Origin of the sequence: Blautia luti (assembly GCF_013304735.1) — a bacterium.
In the GTDB taxonomy this organism is placed as follows: Bacteria; Bacillota; Clostridia; order Lachnospirales; family Lachnospiraceae; genus Blautia_A.
Map to the genome: position 1 here is coordinate 1 of NZ_JAAITI010000030.1, position 18,090 is coordinate 18,090.

19 protein-coding genes and 1 tRNA gene are annotated in these 18,090 nt (G+C 42.4%); 17 read left to right on the forward strand and 3 right to left on the reverse strand.

The features are described from left to right. Positions 1-85: 85 nt before the first annotated feature. Positions 86-158, reverse strand: a tRNA-Thr gene (locus G5B06_RS13955). Between the two features lie 187 nt (positions 159-345). Here G5B06_RS13955 and G5B06_RS13960 point away from each other — a divergent pair. The 7 genes from G5B06_RS13960 to G5B06_RS13990 all read left to right on the forward strand — a co-directional run bounded on the left by G5B06_RS13960 (position 346) and on the right by G5B06_RS13990 (position 9,690). Then, positions 346-2,013: a glutamine--tRNA ligase/YqeY domain fusion protein gene (locus G5B06_RS13960; protein ID WP_148447710.1), complete on the forward strand. Its 1,668-nt coding sequence runs from the start codon at positions 346-348 to the stop codon at positions 2,011-2,013. 162 nt (positions 2,014-2,175) lie between these two features. Beyond that, positions 2,176-2,781, forward strand: coding sequence for a Maf family protein (locus G5B06_RS13965; protein WP_148447712.1), 606 nt, complete (start codon positions 2,176-2,178; stop codon positions 2,779-2,781). 8 nt (positions 2,782-2,789) lie between these two features. After that, positions 2,790-3,455 carry an HAD family hydrolase gene (locus G5B06_RS13970; RefSeq protein WP_148447714.1) on the forward strand — a complete coding sequence of 222 codons (666 nt, stop codon included), beginning with the start codon at positions 2,790-2,792 and terminating at the stop codon, positions 3,453-3,455. Between the two features lie 14 nt (positions 3,456-3,469). Then, positions 3,470-3,727, forward strand: coding sequence for a glyoxalase (locus G5B06_RS13975; RefSeq protein ID WP_148447716.1), 258 nt, complete (start codon positions 3,470-3,472; stop codon positions 3,725-3,727). Positions 3,728-3,860: 133 nt separating this feature from the next. Beyond that, positions 3,861-6,755, forward strand: a complete 2,895-nt coding sequence (locus G5B06_RS13980; protein WP_148447718.1) for a choice-of-anchor D domain-containing protein — start codon at positions 3,861-3,863, stop codon at positions 6,753-6,755. Between the two features lie 253 nt (positions 6,756-7,008). Then, entirely contained in the window at positions 7,009-9,057 is a 2,049-nt protein-coding gene (gene htpG, locus G5B06_RS13985; protein ID WP_148447720.1) for a molecular chaperone HtpG, read from the forward strand. Between the two features lie 300 nt (positions 9,058-9,357). Beyond that, a complete protein-coding gene (locus G5B06_RS13990) occupies positions 9,358-9,690 on the forward strand; it encodes a sporulation initiation factor Spo0A C-terminal domain-containing protein (protein WP_148447722.1) in 333 nt (110 codons plus the stop codon). Here G5B06_RS13990 and G5B06_RS13995 read toward each other — a convergent pair whose 3' ends face one another. Then, complete coding sequence (locus G5B06_RS13995) at positions 9,691-10,194, reverse strand: DUF5721 family protein (protein WP_173762123.1); 504 nt, start codon at positions 10,192-10,194, stop codon at positions 9,691-9,693. A gap of 157 nt (positions 10,195-10,351) precedes the next feature. Between G5B06_RS13995 and G5B06_RS14000 the strand changes: the two genes are divergently transcribed. Continuing rightward, positions 10,352-11,191, forward strand: a complete 840-nt coding sequence (locus G5B06_RS14000; protein ID WP_173762124.1) for a DegV family protein — start codon at positions 10,352-10,354, stop codon at positions 11,189-11,191. Positions 11,192-11,323: 132 nt separating this feature from the next. After that, positions 11,324-11,578, forward strand: coding sequence for a hypothetical protein (locus G5B06_RS14005; RefSeq protein WP_173762125.1), 255 nt, complete (start codon positions 11,324-11,326; stop codon positions 11,576-11,578). 179 nt (positions 11,579-11,757) lie between these two features. On the opposite strand, the gene G5B06_RS14010 is transcribed toward G5B06_RS14005, so the two are convergent. Beyond that, the gene (locus G5B06_RS14010; RefSeq protein WP_015525894.1) at positions 11,758-11,958 is read right to left on the reverse strand and encodes a cold-shock protein; all 201 of its coding nucleotides are present in this window, start codon (positions 11,956-11,958) and stop codon (positions 11,758-11,760) included. A gap of 302 nt (positions 11,959-12,260) precedes the next feature. Between G5B06_RS14010 and G5B06_RS14015 the strand changes: the two genes are divergently transcribed. From G5B06_RS14015 to G5B06_RS14050, 8 genes are all read left to right on the forward strand, one after another. After that, complete coding sequence (locus tag G5B06_RS14015; protein ID WP_173762126.1) at positions 12,261-13,553, forward strand: dihydroorotase; 1,293 nt, start codon at positions 12,261-12,263, stop codon at positions 13,551-13,553. 2 nt (positions 13,554-13,555) lie between these two features. Then, positions 13,556-14,482, forward strand: coding sequence for an orotidine-5'-phosphate decarboxylase (gene pyrF, locus G5B06_RS14020; RefSeq protein WP_148447728.1), 927 nt, complete (start codon positions 13,556-13,558; stop codon positions 14,480-14,482). Between the two features lie 15 nt (positions 14,483-14,497). Continuing rightward, complete coding sequence (locus tag G5B06_RS14025) at positions 14,498-15,292, forward strand: dihydroorotate dehydrogenase electron transfer subunit (protein WP_173762127.1); 795 nt, start codon at positions 14,498-14,500, stop codon at positions 15,290-15,292. Next, on the forward strand, positions 15,289-16,194 hold the full coding sequence (locus G5B06_RS14030) for a dihydroorotate dehydrogenase (protein WP_021977584.1): 906 nt from the start codon (positions 15,289-15,291) through the stop codon (positions 16,192-16,194). The genes G5B06_RS14025 and G5B06_RS14030 overlap by 4 nt, the downstream gene beginning before the upstream one ends. 145 nt (positions 16,195-16,339) lie before the next feature. Further along, entirely contained in the window at positions 16,340-17,014 is a 675-nt protein-coding gene (gene pyrE, locus G5B06_RS14035) for an orotate phosphoribosyltransferase (RefSeq protein ID WP_173762128.1), read from the forward strand. Between the two features lie 73 nt (positions 17,015-17,087). Beyond that, on the forward strand, positions 17,088-17,240 hold the full coding sequence (locus G5B06_RS14040; RefSeq protein ID WP_173762129.1) for a hypothetical protein: 153 nt from the start codon (positions 17,088-17,090) through the stop codon (positions 17,238-17,240). A 128-nt stretch (positions 17,241-17,368) separates the two neighbouring features. Then, the gene (locus tag G5B06_RS14045; protein ID WP_330384663.1) at positions 17,369-17,776 is read left to right on the forward strand and encodes a VanZ family protein; all 408 of its coding nucleotides are present in this window, start codon (positions 17,369-17,371) and stop codon (positions 17,774-17,776) included. Then, positions 17,776-18,090: a hypothetical protein gene (locus G5B06_RS14050; RefSeq protein ID WP_021977588.1), complete on the forward strand. Its 315-nt coding sequence runs from the start codon at positions 17,776-17,778 to the stop codon at positions 18,088-18,090. The genes G5B06_RS14045 and G5B06_RS14050 overlap by 1 nt, the downstream gene beginning before the upstream one ends.

Genomic DNA, 18,090 nt, shown 5'->3' on the forward strand with positions numbered 1-18,090 from the left:
GAATAGTCCCTTATAGGGACAGAGCAAGCCACCCGCTAAGCGGGTGGTCTTGACTGTTTATAATAGTATTTAAGATAAAAAATAAAGCTGCTGACGGGAATCGAACCCGTGACCTCCGCCTTACCAAGGCGACGCTCTACCGACTGAGCCACAGCAGCTTGTTTTGCGACGCGACGTTTGTGCCGCTCACAGTTGAATATATTATCAGATGAGTAGAGAATTGTCAACATATATTTTGTAAATTTCTTTATTTTTTTTCGTGCAGATAAATTTTTTAAAAAACTTTCAAAAACTCCAAATTTATGATAAGATAAAACATCAGGACGATATCTAGGAGGGAGAATCATGGACAACGAGACAGTTTCCAAAAACTTTATTGAGAATATTATAGACAAAGATCTTGAAGAAGGCGTTTATGACACTGTGCATACACGTTTTCCACCGGAACCGAATGGTTATCTTCACATCGGACATGCAAAATCCATTCTTTTAAACTACGGACTTGCAAAGAAATACAACGGAAAATTTAACCTTCGTTTTGATGATACAAACCCGACAAAGGAGAAATCCGAATTCGTAGAATCCATCAAAGCTGATGTAAAATGGCTTGGTGCAGACTGGGAAGACAGACTTTTCTTTGCTTCTGACTATTTTGACCAGATGTATGAAGCTGCTGTGAAACTGATCAAAAAAGGCAAAGCTTTTGTCTGCGATCTGACTGCAGACCAGATCCGTGAGTACAGAGGAACTCTTACAGAACCAGGTAAAGAGAGCCCGTACAGAAACCGTACTGTAGAAGAGAACCTGCAGCTTTTTGAGGAAATGCGCGAGGGTAAATACGGAGACGGTGAAAAAGTTCTCCGTGCAAAGATTGATATGGCATCTCCGAATATGAACATGCGTGATCCGGTTATCTACCGTGTAGCCCGCATGACACACCACAACACAGGAGATAAATGGTGCATCTATCCGATGTATGACTTCGCCCATCCTATTGAGGATGCGATCGAAGGCGTGACCCATTCCATCTGTACTCTGGAGTTTGAGGATCATAGACCGCTTTATGACTGGGTTGTAAAAGAACTGGAGTATCCACATCCGCCGAAGCAGATCGAGTTTGCAAAACTGTACCTTACAAACGTTGTTACAGGTAAACGTTACATCAAGAAACTTGTTGAGGATGGAATCGTAGATGGCTGGGATGATCCGAGATTGGTATCCATCGCTGCACTTCGCCGCCGTGGATTCACACCGGAATCCATCCGTAAATTCGTAGAGCTCTGTGGTGTTTCCAAGGCTAACAGCTCTGTAGACTATGCAATGCTTGAATACTGCATCCGTGAGGATCTGAAACTGAAACGTCCACGTATGATGGCGATTCTTGATCCGATCAAACTTGTGATCGACAATTATCCGGAAGGACAGGTTGAGTACCTGGAAGCTCCGAACAATATGGAGAATGAGGAACTTGGAACCAGAAAGATCCCGTTCAGCAGAGAACTTTATATCGAACGTGATGATTTCATGGCAGAGCCGCCGAAGAAATACAAACGTCTCTATATCGGAAATGAAGTCCGTCTTATGAATGCATATTTTGTAACCTGTACAGGATATGAAGCAGATGATGACGGAACGATCCGTGTGGTTCACTGCATTTATGATCCGGAAACCAAGGGTGGAAACGCACCGGACGGACGTAAAGTAAAAGGAACCATCCACTGGGTAGAGGCATCCAACGCAGGCAAGGTTGAGGTAAGACTATACGAGAATATCGTAGATGAGGAGAAAGGTGTTTACAATAAAGAAGACGGATCTCTCAATGTAAATCCAAATTCTCTTACTGTGACAAGTGCTTACGTTGAGCCGGAGCTTCTGAAAGCAAAAGGCTACGACAGCTATCAGTTTGTCCGCAACGGATTCTTCTGTGCAGACATCCATGACTCCAAAGAGGGCGCACCGGTATTTAACCGTATTGTGTCTCTTAAGAGCTCTTTCAAACTGCCGAAGGCATAAGATCAAAACCGTAATCATATATAACAGACAGTACGCCGGGATATCTGTACATCCCGGCGTATTATATTTTATAATCCGGAAGAAATTCTCTTTTGACAATTCCGGTTGCACCTCCTTCCGTAAAAGGTTATACTGATAACACAGAAAGAGAGGAATACACACATGAAAAAGATCGTGCTTGCTTCCGCGTCTCCCAGGAGACGGGAGCTTTTGAGCCAGGTGGGAATCATATTTGAGGTAAAACCTGCCAGTGGGGAAGAACGTATCACCAGCACAGAGCCCTCGAAGGTGGTTGAGGAACTTTCCTGTCAGAAGGCCATGTTTACCGCACATGCACTGGAAAAAGAACAGGCGGATGATCTGGCGGATATCCTTGTAATCGGAGCGGATACCATAGTCTCCTATGAGGGAAAGATCCTCGGTAAACCTTCAGATCCGAAAGCAGCAGTGGATATGCTGAGTATGCTGCAGGGAAACACACATCAGGTATATACGGGTGTGACAGTTCTTGTAAGAGAAGAAGAAAGCTGGAAAGTTCATACGTTTCATGAATGCACAGATGTAATTTTTTACCCGGTAACCCAGGAAGAGATTACAGAATATGTAAACAGCAAAGATCCCATGGATAAGGCAGGAAGCTACGGAATCCAGGGCGCCTGGGGAGCTTATGTGAAAGGAATCCGCGGCGATTACAACAACGTAGTCGGGCTGCCTGTGGCACGGCTGATCTATGAGACAAAGAAACTGGGAATAAACCTGAGAGGATGAATGACAAAATGATAAAAGCTTGTATTTTTGACCTGGATGGAACAATTGCAGATACGCTGGAATCCATGGCATATGTGGCGAATGAGATCATGGAGAAATTTTCCCTGAAACCACAGCCGGCAGACAATTTCCGCTATTACAGCGGAGAAGGCGCAGACATGCTGATAAAAAGATGCCTGATCGATGCAGGAGATCCGGAACTGGTCCATTACGAAGAAGTCCGGGAACTTTACCGCAAAAAATTTGATGAAGATCCCCTGTATAAAGTTGTACCATATAAAGACATGCCGGAAACCCTTCAGAAACTGAAAGATGCGGGACTGAAAATGGCAGTATGCTCCAACAAGCCACACATTGCGGCACAGAAAGTCGTAAAAGTAATCTATGGGGATGTTTTTGACGAAGTAATGGGACAGCAGGAGGGAATCCGAAGGAAACCAGCACCGGACGGCCCGTTAAAGATCGCGGAAGAATTCGGAGTGAAACCGGAAGAATGCATGTATATCGGAGATACAAAAACAGACATGCAGACAGGAAAAGCAGCCGGAATGTATACGGTAGGTGCGCTCTGGGGATTTCGTGGCCGCAGGGAACTTGAGGAAAACGGTGCGGATATTGTGGCAGATGGCCCGATGGATCTTTTTACCATATATCAGGAGAAAAGTTATAAATAAAGGAGGATTTTTAAATGTACAAAAAAGAATATGTCCAGACATTTCTGGAAAAACAGGGACAGCTCTTTGATGAGCCGGTAGCAGATGATTTTGAAGAGGCAGAGGCATTTCTGGAAGACTGTATGGCAGTTGTTCTGGATTCTCTGAAAGATGTAAAGAAATATCTGGATGGAATGGGTGCAGATGTGGAAGGCCTTTCTCTGAAAGAACTGGAAGAAGAGAGTGAAGTGTTTAAACTTCCGGATGGAAAATATATGATTGTTGAAGGCTGATGGAAAAATATGTCGGAAAACAAGAATTACATCCCCGAAAATTAAATATGGTAAACTTACATCAGCAAAGAAAGGTCTGCAAAAATCTGACAGAAACGCAGAAAATTAAAAATGATGTAAAGGAGGATGGAATATGAAGAAAAACAGAGTACTGGCAGTCATTATGGCCGTGCTTATGATGGTTACATTACTTCCATCTATGGTATTTGCCGCTGCAGCTCCCCAGGGAGCACTTGATGGCAAACTGAAAATTAAAGGAACAATTGCAGTAGGCGTTACCTTAAGCGCAGATTATTCCAAGGTAAAACCAGAAGGAATTACAGATGATTATGTGAGTTTTTCATGGTCTCTGAAAGACGGTGATCTGCTTACAGAAGTAGGAACCGATAAAACCTATAAGGTGGAAGAAAAGGATCTGGGACTTCCCATTGTTCTTAAAATTACAGGTAAAGAAGAAATGGGAATCAGCGGTGAACTTACGGTAACGACGCAGGAAGTTTCCGCGACGGAGGAAGAAGCAAAAGCTCTTGCACAGCAGAAGAAGGAAGAAGCTGCCGATAGTGAGAGCGAATTGGATGAAACTTCAGAACAGGATTCTACAGAAGAAAGTACAGAAACGGAAATTTCTCCGGCAGCAGACCAAAATACAGAAACAGATGAGAGTGCACAGCCTGATGAAAGTACGGAAACCGAAGAAAGTACAGAAGAAATCGGCACAGATGAAAATACGAGTTCTCAGGAAGAAGTATCCAATACAGAAGAAAAACAGGATTCTTCTACAGAGACTTCCGAAATTATTGAGGTTGGAGGAAACCAGGAGGAAAAGACCGAGCAGGCCGAAGAACTTACCTATTCGGCGGCGGCTTCCACAGAAGACGGAAGTGGTGTCCTGAACTTCGGATCTGTTGAAGAAGGATATACGGAAGTACCAGGAGAACAGTATGTTATTATTACCAATAATGGAACCGGAGATCTGAATTTTAAAGAAATTGCGCCGGAGAATTTTATGGCGCAGGATATTAACGAGCAGCCATTGAAAAGTGGTGAATCAGTTACCGTATGGGTGAAACCAAGAGAAGGGCTGAAAGCCGGAGAATATAAAGATCTGATTACCTATCAGACAGAAGAAGGCGCAGATGTTTTCTTTGAGGCAGATTTTTCAGTGGAAGCAGGAGAAAAAGACGATAAAGCGGACTCTGGAAAAACAACCGAACCAAAAGAAAATGAAGATAAAACCTATAAACTTACCGTAGACTCCGAAGAAATTTCTTTTGATGATCTGACAGCAGGTTATGATAATGTTGAAACAAGAACTGTTACAGTCAGAAATGATGGTACAGAGACAGTGACGCTGGTACAGCCGGTTTCCGAAATATTTGACATTGCACCGGTCAGCGCAGTGGAAAGTGACGGAAATATTCAGCTTGCCCAGGGGGATGAGCAGATGTTTACCGTACAGCCAAAAATCGGTCTTGAAGCAAAAGCAGATTCTTACACAGAAGATCTTGTCTTTGCCTCATCGGATAACAATGCATCGGTAACAGTAAAAGCATCGGTAACTGTGAAAGAAGAACCTCAGAAAATAGTATCGGTAAGCGTTAATCCGGAAAAACTGAATTTTGAAAGCCAGGAACAGGGATACAGTACAGCGCCAGAAGCGCAGACAGTAACAGTTGAAAACACCGGAACAGAAGCGGTTCGTTTGGTACAGCCAACCGCCAGAAACTATGAAGTAGGTACAATTTCGGCGGAAGTGATTAATCCGGGAGATTATGCTACGTTTACCGTACAGCCGAAGACAGGTCTTGCAGCAGGCAGCTACAATGGAACAATTCAGATAACGGATAAAGATGGAAACATAAAAGATGGAGTTTCCGTATCATTTGAAGTGACAGAGCCTGCACCGATTTATAATCTATCTGTCAGCCCGGAAAATCTGGAATTTGGAAATGCAGAGGAAGGATACAAAAATATTCCAGAGGCACAGACGGTTACCGTTACCAATACCGGAAACACAGCAATTACATTGCAGCAGCCTTCCGGTATGAATTATACAGTGGGCAGTCTTTCCAAGACAGAGATTAACGCAGGAGAAAACGCTACATTTACTGTACAGCCGGCAGGTGGCCTTTCTGCATCTGAATATGTGGAAGACATTGCGGTTTCCAGTAGCGCGGATGTGGAAGTTTCTGTAAATGCACATTTCACTGTCACAGAAAAAAAGACGGATAATACGAAAAAAGGAAATAATCTGACAGGAATAAAAAAACCGTCTGACATTAAAGATCTTCCAAATGGTACCGAGAAGACACAGAAAGCACTGAAACTTCCGGAAACAGTAACAATTAAGACAACAAAGGGAGAACAGAAAGCTTCTGTAACATGGGATGTAAATGGCTGTTCTTATAATCCGTCCTCTGCGGACAGACAGACATTTAATGTAAAAGGTACTGTCAAACTTCCAGATGGGGTAAAAAATCCGGATGGAATCAGCACAGTGATTGCAGTAAGTGTGACTGTAAACGGATACAGTGGTTCCAAGGCAGCTGCTTCCGATAATAAGATCACAGGAATTGATCCGGATGGCAAGTATGATACCAACACGAAGATTACTTTTACAGCAGTGGGAGCAGGAATGGATAATGCCAGCCCGCGTAAGGGAGATACCAGATATCTTCCGAAAAGCTGGAAAATTACAGAGGAGCGTACATGGGATGCAGCACCGTACACAGCAACATTCCGCGTAAGCAAACCGGGTAATTACACCTTAAAAGTTACTTTTGGACAGCAGAAATATGATGGCACCAACTGGAAAGATACAGGTACACAGTCAGAAAGTACCGTTGCTTTTGCTGTATCACAGGCCGAGATTCTTACAGCAACACCGAGTCCTGCAGTTACGCAGTCAAACAAAAAATCGGCAGTGCAGACAGGAGACAGTACACCGGTTATGACATTTGTGATTGTTCTGGTTGTTGCAGCAGTATGCATTGGTGGTATTCTTGTGTATCGCAGAAAGAAAAAATAAATAAATTATACGCAGATAGCGTCCCCTCGCATGACTTGATGTGCGAGGGGATTTTTACATGGAAAATACAAAATTGTTACTAGCACTCGAAAATGGTGAGTGCTAAATTTTCCTTGACTTTTGTAAAAAGTCGTATTAGTATATATTTAGTCAGTCGGATAAAAGAATCCGCAGGATGATAAAGTAAAGACAGAAACAGTTTTCCGGTTCTGCCGGGAATATAAGGAATAAAAGTAAAAGGAGAGTGACATACATGTCAGCAAAACATGGAAGTTTATCAATCAACAGTGAAAATATTTTCCCGATTATCAAGAAATGGTTATATTCAGACCATGATATTTTTGTAAGAGAGATGATCTCCAATGGATGTGATGCAATCACCAAGCTGAGAAAACTGGAAGTTATGGGTGATTACACATTTCCGGACGGATATAAACCGGCAGTGAATGTTATTGTGGATCCGGATCAGAAGACTCTGAAGTTTATTGATAACGGTATCGGTATGACGGCAGACGAAGTAGAGGAATATATTACTCAGATTGCATTTTCCGGTGCAACAGAGTTTCTTGAGAAGTATAAAGATAAGACAACCGATGATCAGATGATTGGTCATTTCGGACTTGGTTTCTATTCCGCTTTTATGGTTGCGGACGAAGTTCATATTGATACTCTTTCTTATAAAGAGGGTTCCACACCGGTTCACTGGACCTGTGATGGTGGTACAGAATACGAGATGGCAGATGGAAATAAGACAGAGCCTGGAACAGAAATCACTCTTTTCCTTAATGAAGAAAGCCTGGAGTTTGCAAATGAATACCGCATGCGTGAAGTAATTGAGAAATACTGTTCTTTCATGCCGGTAAATATTTATCTTTCCAAGGCAAACGCAGAGCAGGAATATGAAACTATTGACGAAGCAGATCTCCGTGACGACGATGTAGTAGTGGAGCATATCCATGAAGAAGCCAAGACAGAGGAGAAAGAGAACGATAAAGGTGAGAAAGAAGTTGTTGAAGTTTCTCCTGCCAAAGACAAGGTAAAAATTAATAAACGTCCGGTATCGTTAAGTGACACACAGCCATTGTGGATGAAACATCCAAATGAGTGTACAGATGAAGAGTATAAAGAATTTTACCGTAAGGTATTTATGGATTACAAGGAGCCACTGTTCTGGATTCATCTGAATATGGATTATCCGTTCAACCTGAAAGGTATCCTGTATTTCCCGAAAATCAGAACCGAGTACGATTCTATTGAGGGAACAATCAAACTTTATAATAATCAGGTGTTTATCGCAGATAACATTAAAGAGGTAATTCCGGAATTCCTTCTTCTTCTGAAAGGTGTCATTGACTGCCCGGATCTGCCACTGAATGTATCTCGTTCCGCACTGCAGAATGACGGTTTTGTCAAGAAAATTTCCGAGTATATTACAAAGAAAGTTGCAGACAAACTGACAGGAATGTGCAAGACTGACAGAGAATCCTATGAGAAATACTGGGATGATATCAGTCCGTTTATCAAATTTGGCTGCATCAAGGATTCAAAATTCGGTGAGAAGATGAATGACTATATTCTCTTCAAAAATCTGGATGGCAAATATCTTACCCTGAAAGACTGTGTTGAGGAAAATAAAAAAGAAGAAGCCAAAACAGAAGAAGAGAAAACTTCGGATGAATCCAAGAAAGAAGAAAAGGAAGAACCAGAAAAGACAGTTATCTATTATGTTACAGATGAAGTACAGCAGAGCCAGTATATTAACATGTTCCGCGAGGCAGGAAAAGATGCTGTAATCCTGAAACATGTGATAGATTCTCAGTTTATTTCTCATCTTGAGCAGCAGGATCAGGAAATTCAGTTCAAGAGAATTGATGCGGATCTTACAGAAGAGCTTCGTGAAGATGGCGAGACAGATGAAACAACAGTAAAGACTCTGACAGATGTATTCCGCAAAAACCTCGGCAAAGATAAACTGGAAGTAAAAGTAGAAAAACTGAAAAATGAAAATACTGCAGCGATGATTACACTTCCAGAAGAGAGCCGCCGTATGCAGGATATGATGAAGATGTACAATATGTATGGAATGGATCCGAATATGTTCGGAGGACAGGAAATACTTGTTCTGAACGCAAATCATCCACTTGTGAAATTTGTGGCAGAAAATCAGGAATCTGAGCATGTTCCGGTGATTTGTGAACAGCTCTATGATCTGGCAATGATGAGCCATAAACAGCTTTCTCCGGAGGAAATGACAAAATTTGTCAAGAGAAGCAATGATATTCTTATGGTTCTCACAAAATAAATAACGGAATCAGGAACAGAGAGGGCTTTGCCTATTAGGGCAGAGCCTTCTTTTTTTATAAATAGAATAATTGTCTTTTTTATAACAATATACGCATCTTTAACACAATTTTGGATATTATGGATATATAATACATATTAATTAAATTCTTAGGTAAAAATGCTGTAAAAAAATGAAATCAGTATCTAATATGTAAAAAATAAATTTTCAGAAGAAAGCGAAAAATACGAATAAGTGTCGTATTATATATGAGGAAGTGAATTTAAAAAGAGAAAAAATAGAAATAGGGAGGAAAGGTGTATGAAAAACATATATGGTCTGATAAGAAGGTTGGGAGCGAATTCGAAATATAAAGGATATTTCTTCACGGCGGAGGCTGTGAAGATTTCAATGGGTTATCAGTATAAACCGTTACGGATTACAAAAGACATTTATCCGTGTCTGGCCAGAAAATATAAGTCAACGCCAACAAATGTAGAACACGATATTCGGACACTGGTAAATGTCTGTTGGGAGGGAAACAGAAGACTTCTGGATGAAATTGCAGGATATCAGTTAGAAGATAAACCGACGAACAGTGAATTTATTGATATGCTGGCGTATTACCTGAGAGAAATGGAAGAAACCAGCTGACTACAGTTTTTCAAAAATTATCTGGTTCTGAGTCAGAAAGTTAAGAACCATATCATCCCAGAGCTGTTCCGGCCGTTTGTCCATGGAAAAAGTCCGAAGAGAGGTTCCGGTGGTACAGAGAAGACTTCCATTTTTAAACTGAAGATTTAAAAATAATCCGTCAATCTGCTCGGAGGAAATTTCAGAATCTGTATTTCGTATTGCGGCTTCCACTCCGCTTCTGCTCAGATGAAGCACGATTTTAAAACTTAACGGTGTACGTTTTCCGCGGATTACAGACCAGCAGAAGGGTTTTGTGTCCCTCCAGAGAGAATGCGTCCGGCCGTGTTCTGTGATTTTGTTCAGACTGTCTGTATCAAAGAAATCTTTTTGAAGTCTGCCGTCGATGGTGAAAGTATTAAAAGTAGTGATCACTGCTTCGGACAGGCAGAATTTATCGAATACTTCTCCTATAAAAAGCTTGTTTGTAAAATCCCGGATATCTGTGATTTTTAATGCCAGCATGCCGCACTTCCTTTCTTTTTTGATTGCGTGTAGATATTATATCTCAGATACAGAAAAAAGGACAGACTTTTTAAAAAACTCTTTTCAAATACCTGTTTATGTGATACCATAGATGTGGTATTGAATACTACATATAATGGAAAAGAGGACGATATAATTGAGTTATAAGATTGCGATAGATAGCTGTGGAGAACTCCTGAATGAATGGAAAGATGATGAGAGAATAGAATCTGTACCGCTGACACTGATGGTTGGTGGCGAGAGTATTATAGATGATGAAACTTTTGACCAGAAGGACTTTCTGAAAAAAGTTGCTGCATGCCTGGAGTGTCCGAAATCCGCATGCCCGTCGCCGGAGCGTTATATGAAAGCTTATGAGTGTGAAGCAGACCACATTTATGCAGTGACACTTTCTTCTGAGCTGAGCGGTTCCTACAACAGTGCGGTTCTTGGAAAGAGTCTGTTTCTGGAGGATAACCCCGGGAAAAAAATTCATGTATTTAATTCCAAGTCTGCATCTGGTGGAGAAAGCCTGATTGCCATGAAGATTGTGGAATGTGAAGAAAAAGGACTTTCTTTTGAGGAAGTCATAGAGACGGTAGATAAGTATATTGAAGAAATGAGTACATTTTTCGTACTGGAAAATTTGGAAACGCTGCGTAAGAATGGACGTCTGAGCAGGGTAAAGGCTCTGGTAGCCAGTGCACTGAAGATCAAACCGGTTATGGGATCTACTCCGGAGGGAAGTATCTGCCAGTTTGACCAGGCAAGAGGAATGAATAAGGCGATTGTAAAGATGGTGGAGCTTGTTGGAGAAAAAGGAATCAATATCCACGAAAAGATTGTTGCCATCACATACTGTAACTGCCCGGAAAGAGCGAAGATGCTGGAAGAAGCTATCCGGGAGAGACTGAATCCTGCGAAGATCGTTGTTATGGATACTGCAGGAGTCAGCAGCATGTATGCGAATGATGGAGGCGTTATTGTTGCTGTCTGATCTTGCGGCAGTGCAGGTCCTTGGCTTATTGTTCAGAAAATTATCACATTTCTTTCTGGAGTTGCTGCTTTTCTTTTGAAAACAGATGTGCTATAATAAACGGAGTATTTGAATCGGCAAAGGAGAACAACAATGAGCCAGAAGAAAGTTGACAAATATAAAAACAACAAATTTGGACGAAGCAGTGTTCAGAAGAAAGAACGGGTGGAATTTGTTCTTGAGATGGTAGCGTGGATTCTGATCGCGGCACTGTTTGTAGGCTGGATCGGCTATTCCGCTTATGCGAAGATCCAGGCGAAAGAGGCCAGTGTGAAAGTAGATACAGTAATGGATACATCAGCACTGACAGATTATATTTCAGGATTATCTTCAGACAGCGCCGAGTAAAGGCTTGTTTGATGACAGTAACCAAAATAAAATAATTAAAGATGAAGAAATCTCCAGGATGTAGGAATGAGCATCCTGGAGATTTTTTACGTAAAACAATATAATAAAAAACAGGTCTGCTCTGAAGCAAACCTGTTTTGACTTATACGTTTTTTAAGGTTATAGATTTATCGGGTAAATTATAACTTTGTAACGTTAGCAGCCTGCATTCCGCGAGCGCCCTCTGTTAAGTCATAGGATACAGCCTGTCCCTCTTCAAGAGATTTGAAGCCTTCACCGTTGATTGCGGAGAAATGTACGAATACATCCTGTCCGTCCTCACCTGTGATAAAACCATAGCCTTTTTCTGCGTTGAACCACTTTACAGTTCCCTTGTTCATTTTGTGTTACCTCCATAAAAATAAAAAAGTTAAAATAGCCTTCTGATGATAATAAAAAATCACCAGATTTTACAGACTATATTCATGTAAATATAATCTCTAAAAACTAGTGATTTTACATTAAATATCTTGCCATGTTCTGATTATATAACCCGTGTTTTGAAATGTCAAGGAGAAAATTCCAACAATTTCAGTACATAAAACAGGACTGAAACGCTTTGTAAAAAAATTCTTTATAAAAAGAGAATTTTCGTGTATGATATAGTAGATATGGAAAATAAAAAGATGAGAGGAGAACATAAATGGGGATTCTGATTCGAGGAGGCCGGATCGTGGATGCGGCTACAGATACGGATAAAACAGGCGATATTTATCTGGAAGACGGGATCATCACGGAAATTGGCCAGAAGCTGAAAAAGAAAGACGGCGACCGTGTGATTGATGCAAAAGGAAAGCTGGTCATGCCGGGAATCATCGACCTTCATGTCCATTTTCGTGATCCGGGACAGACACATAAGGAAGACATTATGAGCGGTGCAGCGGCAGCTGCCCATGGAGGCGTGACCACAGTAGTTGCCATGCCAAATACAACTCCTACCATTGATAATCCGGACAGAGTAAATTATGTACATAATAAAGCGGCCCAGTTTTCCGGCATTCATGTGCTTCAGGCAGGTGCTGCCACGAAGGGTGAGAAGGGAACGGAGCTTTCGGATATCGCAGGAATGGTAAAGGTCGGTATCCCGGCAGTTTCCGAAGATGGTAAATCAGTGATGAATACAGCACTCTGTAAAGAAGCAATGAAAATTGCGGCAGAATGCGGAGTTCCGTTTTTTGATCACTGTGAAGATATTGACCTGCGTGGGGACGGATGTATGAACGATGACGAGAATGCCAGAAGACTGGGACTTCCGGGAATCTGCAATGCGGTGGAGGATACCATTACGGCCAGAGATATCATTCTGGCGCTGGAAACAGGTGTGCATCTTCACCTCTGCCATTGTTCCACTTATGGTGATGCCGAGATGATGAAGTTCGTAAAAGAAAAAGGATATGATAATATCACGGCAGAAGTGTGCCCTCACCATTTTATCCTTTCATCTGATGATATAAAAACCGATGATCCGAATTACAAGATGAATCCGCCTCTTCGTACACCGAAGGATGTGGAAGCGCTGAAACAGGGGTTGAAAGATGGTACCATTGAGGTAATCAGTACAGATCACGCACCACACAGTGCAGAGGAAAAAACAGGTTCCATGAAGAATACGCCATTTGGAATCGTAGGACTTGAGACAAGCCTTCCGCTTACCTACACAGAGCTGGTAGAAAAAGGTGTGATTACATTAAAACAGATGGTGGAGAAGATGTGCCTGAACCCTGCAAAGATTCTGGGACTCGAAAGCGGAACGCTGCAGGAAGGCCACCCGGCAGATGTGATTATTGTAGATACGGAGCAGGAGTATACTATCGATAAAAATAAATTTGTTTCCAAAGGTCACAATACGCCATTTGACGGATGGAAAGTAAAGGGAAAAGTTCTTTATACCATCTGTGACGGAAAAATTATATTTGAAAATCAGGAGGAGAAATAATCATGATTAACAAACTGATCAGCAACATTCGCAAAACAAATGCACCAATCGTTGTAGGACTGGACCCTATGCTGAATTATATTCCGGAACATATCCAGAAGAAGGCTTTTGCAGAGTTCGGGGAAACCTTGGAAGGTGCTGCAGAAGCAATCTGGCAGTATAACAAAGGAATTGTGGATGCCACCTATGATCTGATTCCTGCAGTAAAACCACAGATTGCCATGTATGAGCAGTTTGGTATCCCGGGGCTGATCGCATACAAGAAGACCGTTGATTACTGTAAATCCAAAGATCTGGTTGTGATCGGTGATATCAAGAGAGGTGACATCGGATCTACATCTGCAGCCTATGCAGTTGGACATCTGGGACAGGTTCAGGTAGGCTCCAAGAAATATGCAGGTTTTGATGAGGATTTTGCTACAGTCAATCCGTATCTTGGTTCTGATGGTGTGAAACCTTTTATGGATATCTGCAAAGAGGAGAAAAAAGGTATTTTTGTTCTGGTAAAAACTTCCAACCCGTCAAGCGGTGAGTTCCAGGATCGTGTTATTGATGGCCGTCCGCTCTATGAGCTGGTAGGCGAGAAAGTTGCACAGTGGGGCGATGAGCTTATGGGCGACGAATACAGTTATGTAGGCGCTGTTGTAGGTGCAACTTATCCGGAAATGGGAAAAGTATTAAGAAAAATCATGCCGAAGACATTTATCCTTGTTCCTGGATATGGGGCACAGGGTGGAAAAGGAGCAGATCTTGTCCATTTCTTTAATGAAGACGGACTTGGAGCTATTGTAAACTCTTCCAGAGGAATCATTGCTGCATACAAGCAGGAAAAATATAAAGAGTTTGGTGCTGAAAATTACGCAGATGCCTCCAGAGCGGCTGTAAAAGATATGATCGCGGACATCAGCGGCGCACTGGAGAACAGATAATACAGGAGGCATTTTATGAGCACGTCAGAAAATAAGAAAACAAAAAAGTCCTGTAAGATTCTAAGCCAGGAATGTATAGGTACAGATATTTACAGCATGTGGCTGGATGCGGGGGAAATTGGGAAAAATGCAGTGCCGGGACAGTTTGTATCTCTTTACAGCCGCAACGGCAGCAAACTTCTTCCAAGACCCATCAGTCTCTGTGAGATCGATAAGGAAGAGGGAAAACTGAGACTGGTATATCGTGTTACCGGAAAAGGAACTGGTACGGAGGAATTTTCCAGACTTCATGCAGGAGTACCTGTTGAGACATTGGGACCTCTTGGAAATGGTTTTCCACTGGATGCAGTAAAAGGCAAAAAAGTATTTCTCATGGGCGGTGGAATTGGAATCCCGCCAATGCTGGAAACTGCCAAAGAGCTGGATGCAGAGAAGATCATGGTTCTTGGATACAGAGATGAGCTGTTTCTGAATAAGGAATTTGAAGCTTACGGAGATGTCTATGTGGCAACGGAAGATGGATCTGCCGGAACAAAGGGAAATGTCATGGATGCTATCCGTGAGAATGGCCTTGAGGCAGATGCGATCTTTGCCTGTGGACCGGCGCCAATGCTCCGTGCCATCAAGGCATATGCCCTTGAAAAGGGAATTCCCTGCTGGATTTCCATGGAAGAGCGTATGGCCTGTGGTGTAGGTGCATGCCTTGCCTGCGTATGTAAATCCAAAGATGTAGATTCCCATTCCCATGTACATAACAAGCGAGTATGTAAAGATGGACCTGTATTCTTAAGTACGGAGGTAGAGTTATGAGCAGAATGAAGGTAAATCTTGCCGGCGTAGAGCTTAAGAATCCGGTAATGACAGCGTCCGGAACATTTGGTTCCGGAGCGGAATACAGTGAATTTGTGGACCTGAATAAACTTGGTGCGGTTGTGACAAAAGGTGTGGCCAATGTACCGTGGCCGGGAAATCCTACACCAAGGGTGACTGAAACAGCGTCCGGAATGCTCAATGCCATCGGCCTTCAGAATCCGGGAATCGATGTATTCTGTGAGAGAGATATTCCGTTCCTTAAGAAATATGACACAAAGATCATTGTCAATGTCTGCGGAAAATCCACGAAGGATTACTGTGAGGTTGTGGAACGCCTTGGAAATGAGCCTGTGGACATGCTGGAGATCAATGTTTCCTGTCCGAATGTCAAGGAAGGCGGGATTGCCTTTGGCCAGAATCCGAAAGCTCTTGAAGACATTACGAAAGAAGTTAAGAAATATGCAAAACAGCCGGTGATCATGAAGCTGAGCCCCAATGTTACCGATATTACCGAGATGGCGAAAGCAGCAGAAGCCGGTGGTGCAGATGTGCTTTCCCTGATCAATACTCTGACAGGAATGAAGATCGATATCAACCGTCGTACATTTGCGCTGGCAAATAAAACAGGCGGAATGTCCGGCCCTGCAGTAAAACCGGTCGCTGTCCGCATGGTATATCAGGTGGCAAATGCGGTATCCCTTCCGATCATCGGAATGGGTGGCATCGCAACCTGTGAGGATGCACTGGAGTTTATCATGGCAGGCGCTACTGCCGTATCTGTGGGAACCGCAAACTTTTTCAATCCTTATGCAACAGAAGAAATTGCGGAGGGAATCCAGGCATTTCTTGAAAAAGAGAAGGTTGAAGATATCAATGAACTGATCGGTGTGGTGAAATAACGGGAATTTCCATAATTTGCAATTCTGTTATACATATGTTAGAATGAACGCGGATAAGCAAAGTGATTGCACACACGAATCACAGCAGAACAAAGAAAGAATATCCGTTTTGCTGTGTACATGAAAAATATGGAGGATTAAATAAATGGAACAGTATAAGCAGGAATTTATTGAGTTTATGATCGACTGTAATGTCCTGAAATTTGGAGATTTTACTACGAAATCGGGAAGAAAAACACCATTTTTTGTAAATACAGGATTTTATCGTACCGGTGCACAGCTTCGTAAACTGGGTCAGTATTACGCAAAAGCGATCGAGAGCAAATTCGGACTGGATTTTGATGTGCTGTTTGGACCGGCATATAAAGGAATTCCTCTTTCTGTGGCAGCAACCATGGAAATCAGTGAAATGTACGGAAAGGATATCCGTTACTGTTCCAACCGTAAGGAAGTAAAAGACCACGGAGATAAGGGAATCCTTCTTGGCAGCCCGATCCAGGATGGGGATAAAGTAGTGATCATTGAGGACGTTACGACTGCCGGAACATCCATTAAGGAAGCACTTCCGATTATCAAAGCACAGGGAGATGTAAATCCGATCGGTCTTGTGGTTTCTGTTGACCGTATGGAACGTGGTCAGGGAACCAAGAGTGCTCTGAAAGAGATTGAAGAGAATTATGGTCTTCAGACTACAGCAATTGTAACCATGGCTGAGGTGGTTGAGCACCTCTACAATAAAGAATACAAAGGCCGTGTTGTGATTGATGATAAGCTGAAAGCAGCCATCGATGCATATTATGAGCAGTACGGTGCAGAATAATACTGGTACAGAATATCATAATAAAAGAGCAGCGGATTCCGAATGTCCGCTTTTACTGGGAGGACACAGACTTATGAATGAAAAAATTTATAAAACCATGGCGAGCAGCGGGGCGGGAAGTCTTGCACTCGGTATTGTCGTTCTGGTGACGGGACTTGTCACAGGGATTCTGATGATCGTGAACGGTGCGAGACTGCTCAAAAGAAAATCAGAGATTTTGATCTAGGAAAAATATAAACAAAAATTCCGGAAAGCCGCACTCTGTTTCGTGTGGCTTTTCGGGCATTTAAGCAGGGGAGAATATTGAAAAAGGGGACAAAACACAGAGTAAAAAAACTCGGGACAGCTTTTTTTGTGCTGTATGTCCTGATACTTGTATACCTTCTTTTCTTTTCGGAAGGTTATGGCCGGGTAGCAGACGCGGAAAGAGAATTTCGATATAATTTTGTTCCGTTTGTTGAAATCAGGCGTTTTTGGGTCTACAGGAAACAATTAGGGATGTTTGCACTTTTTACAAATATTTTCGGAAATGTGCTGGGATTTATGCCATATGGGTTTGTTCTTCCGGTGATAAACCGAAGAATGCGAAATGGCTTTTTTATTATATTATCCGGTTTTTCCATCAGTCTGACGGTGGAGGTGATCCAGCTGATCACCAGGGTCGGATGTTTTGATGTGGATGATATGATACTGAATACTCTGGGCGCGGCACTGGGATATGGAATTTACGCAGTCTGCGACAAAATTAGGAGAAAACATTAATGGCAAGAAGATATCGATATGCATTTGCAAAAAAAAGAGAAGCTGCGAAAGGAAAGTGGTCCGTAGGACTGGCAGCAGCTTCCCTCGTGCTGTTTATTGTGGCAGTTGTGCTTGCACTTTTTCTTGACGGAAAGCTCGGGGGCCTGATTGGCGGAACCGGGCTTTTTGCGATGCTGCTGTCAGCATACGGCTTTGCACTGGGCCTTTCCAGCTTTTCAGAGGAAAACCGGAAACACCGCACAAGTATGATCGGATCAATCTTAAACGGTGTGATTCTGGTAATCTGGCTGGGACTTTTTTTATCAGGAGTATAA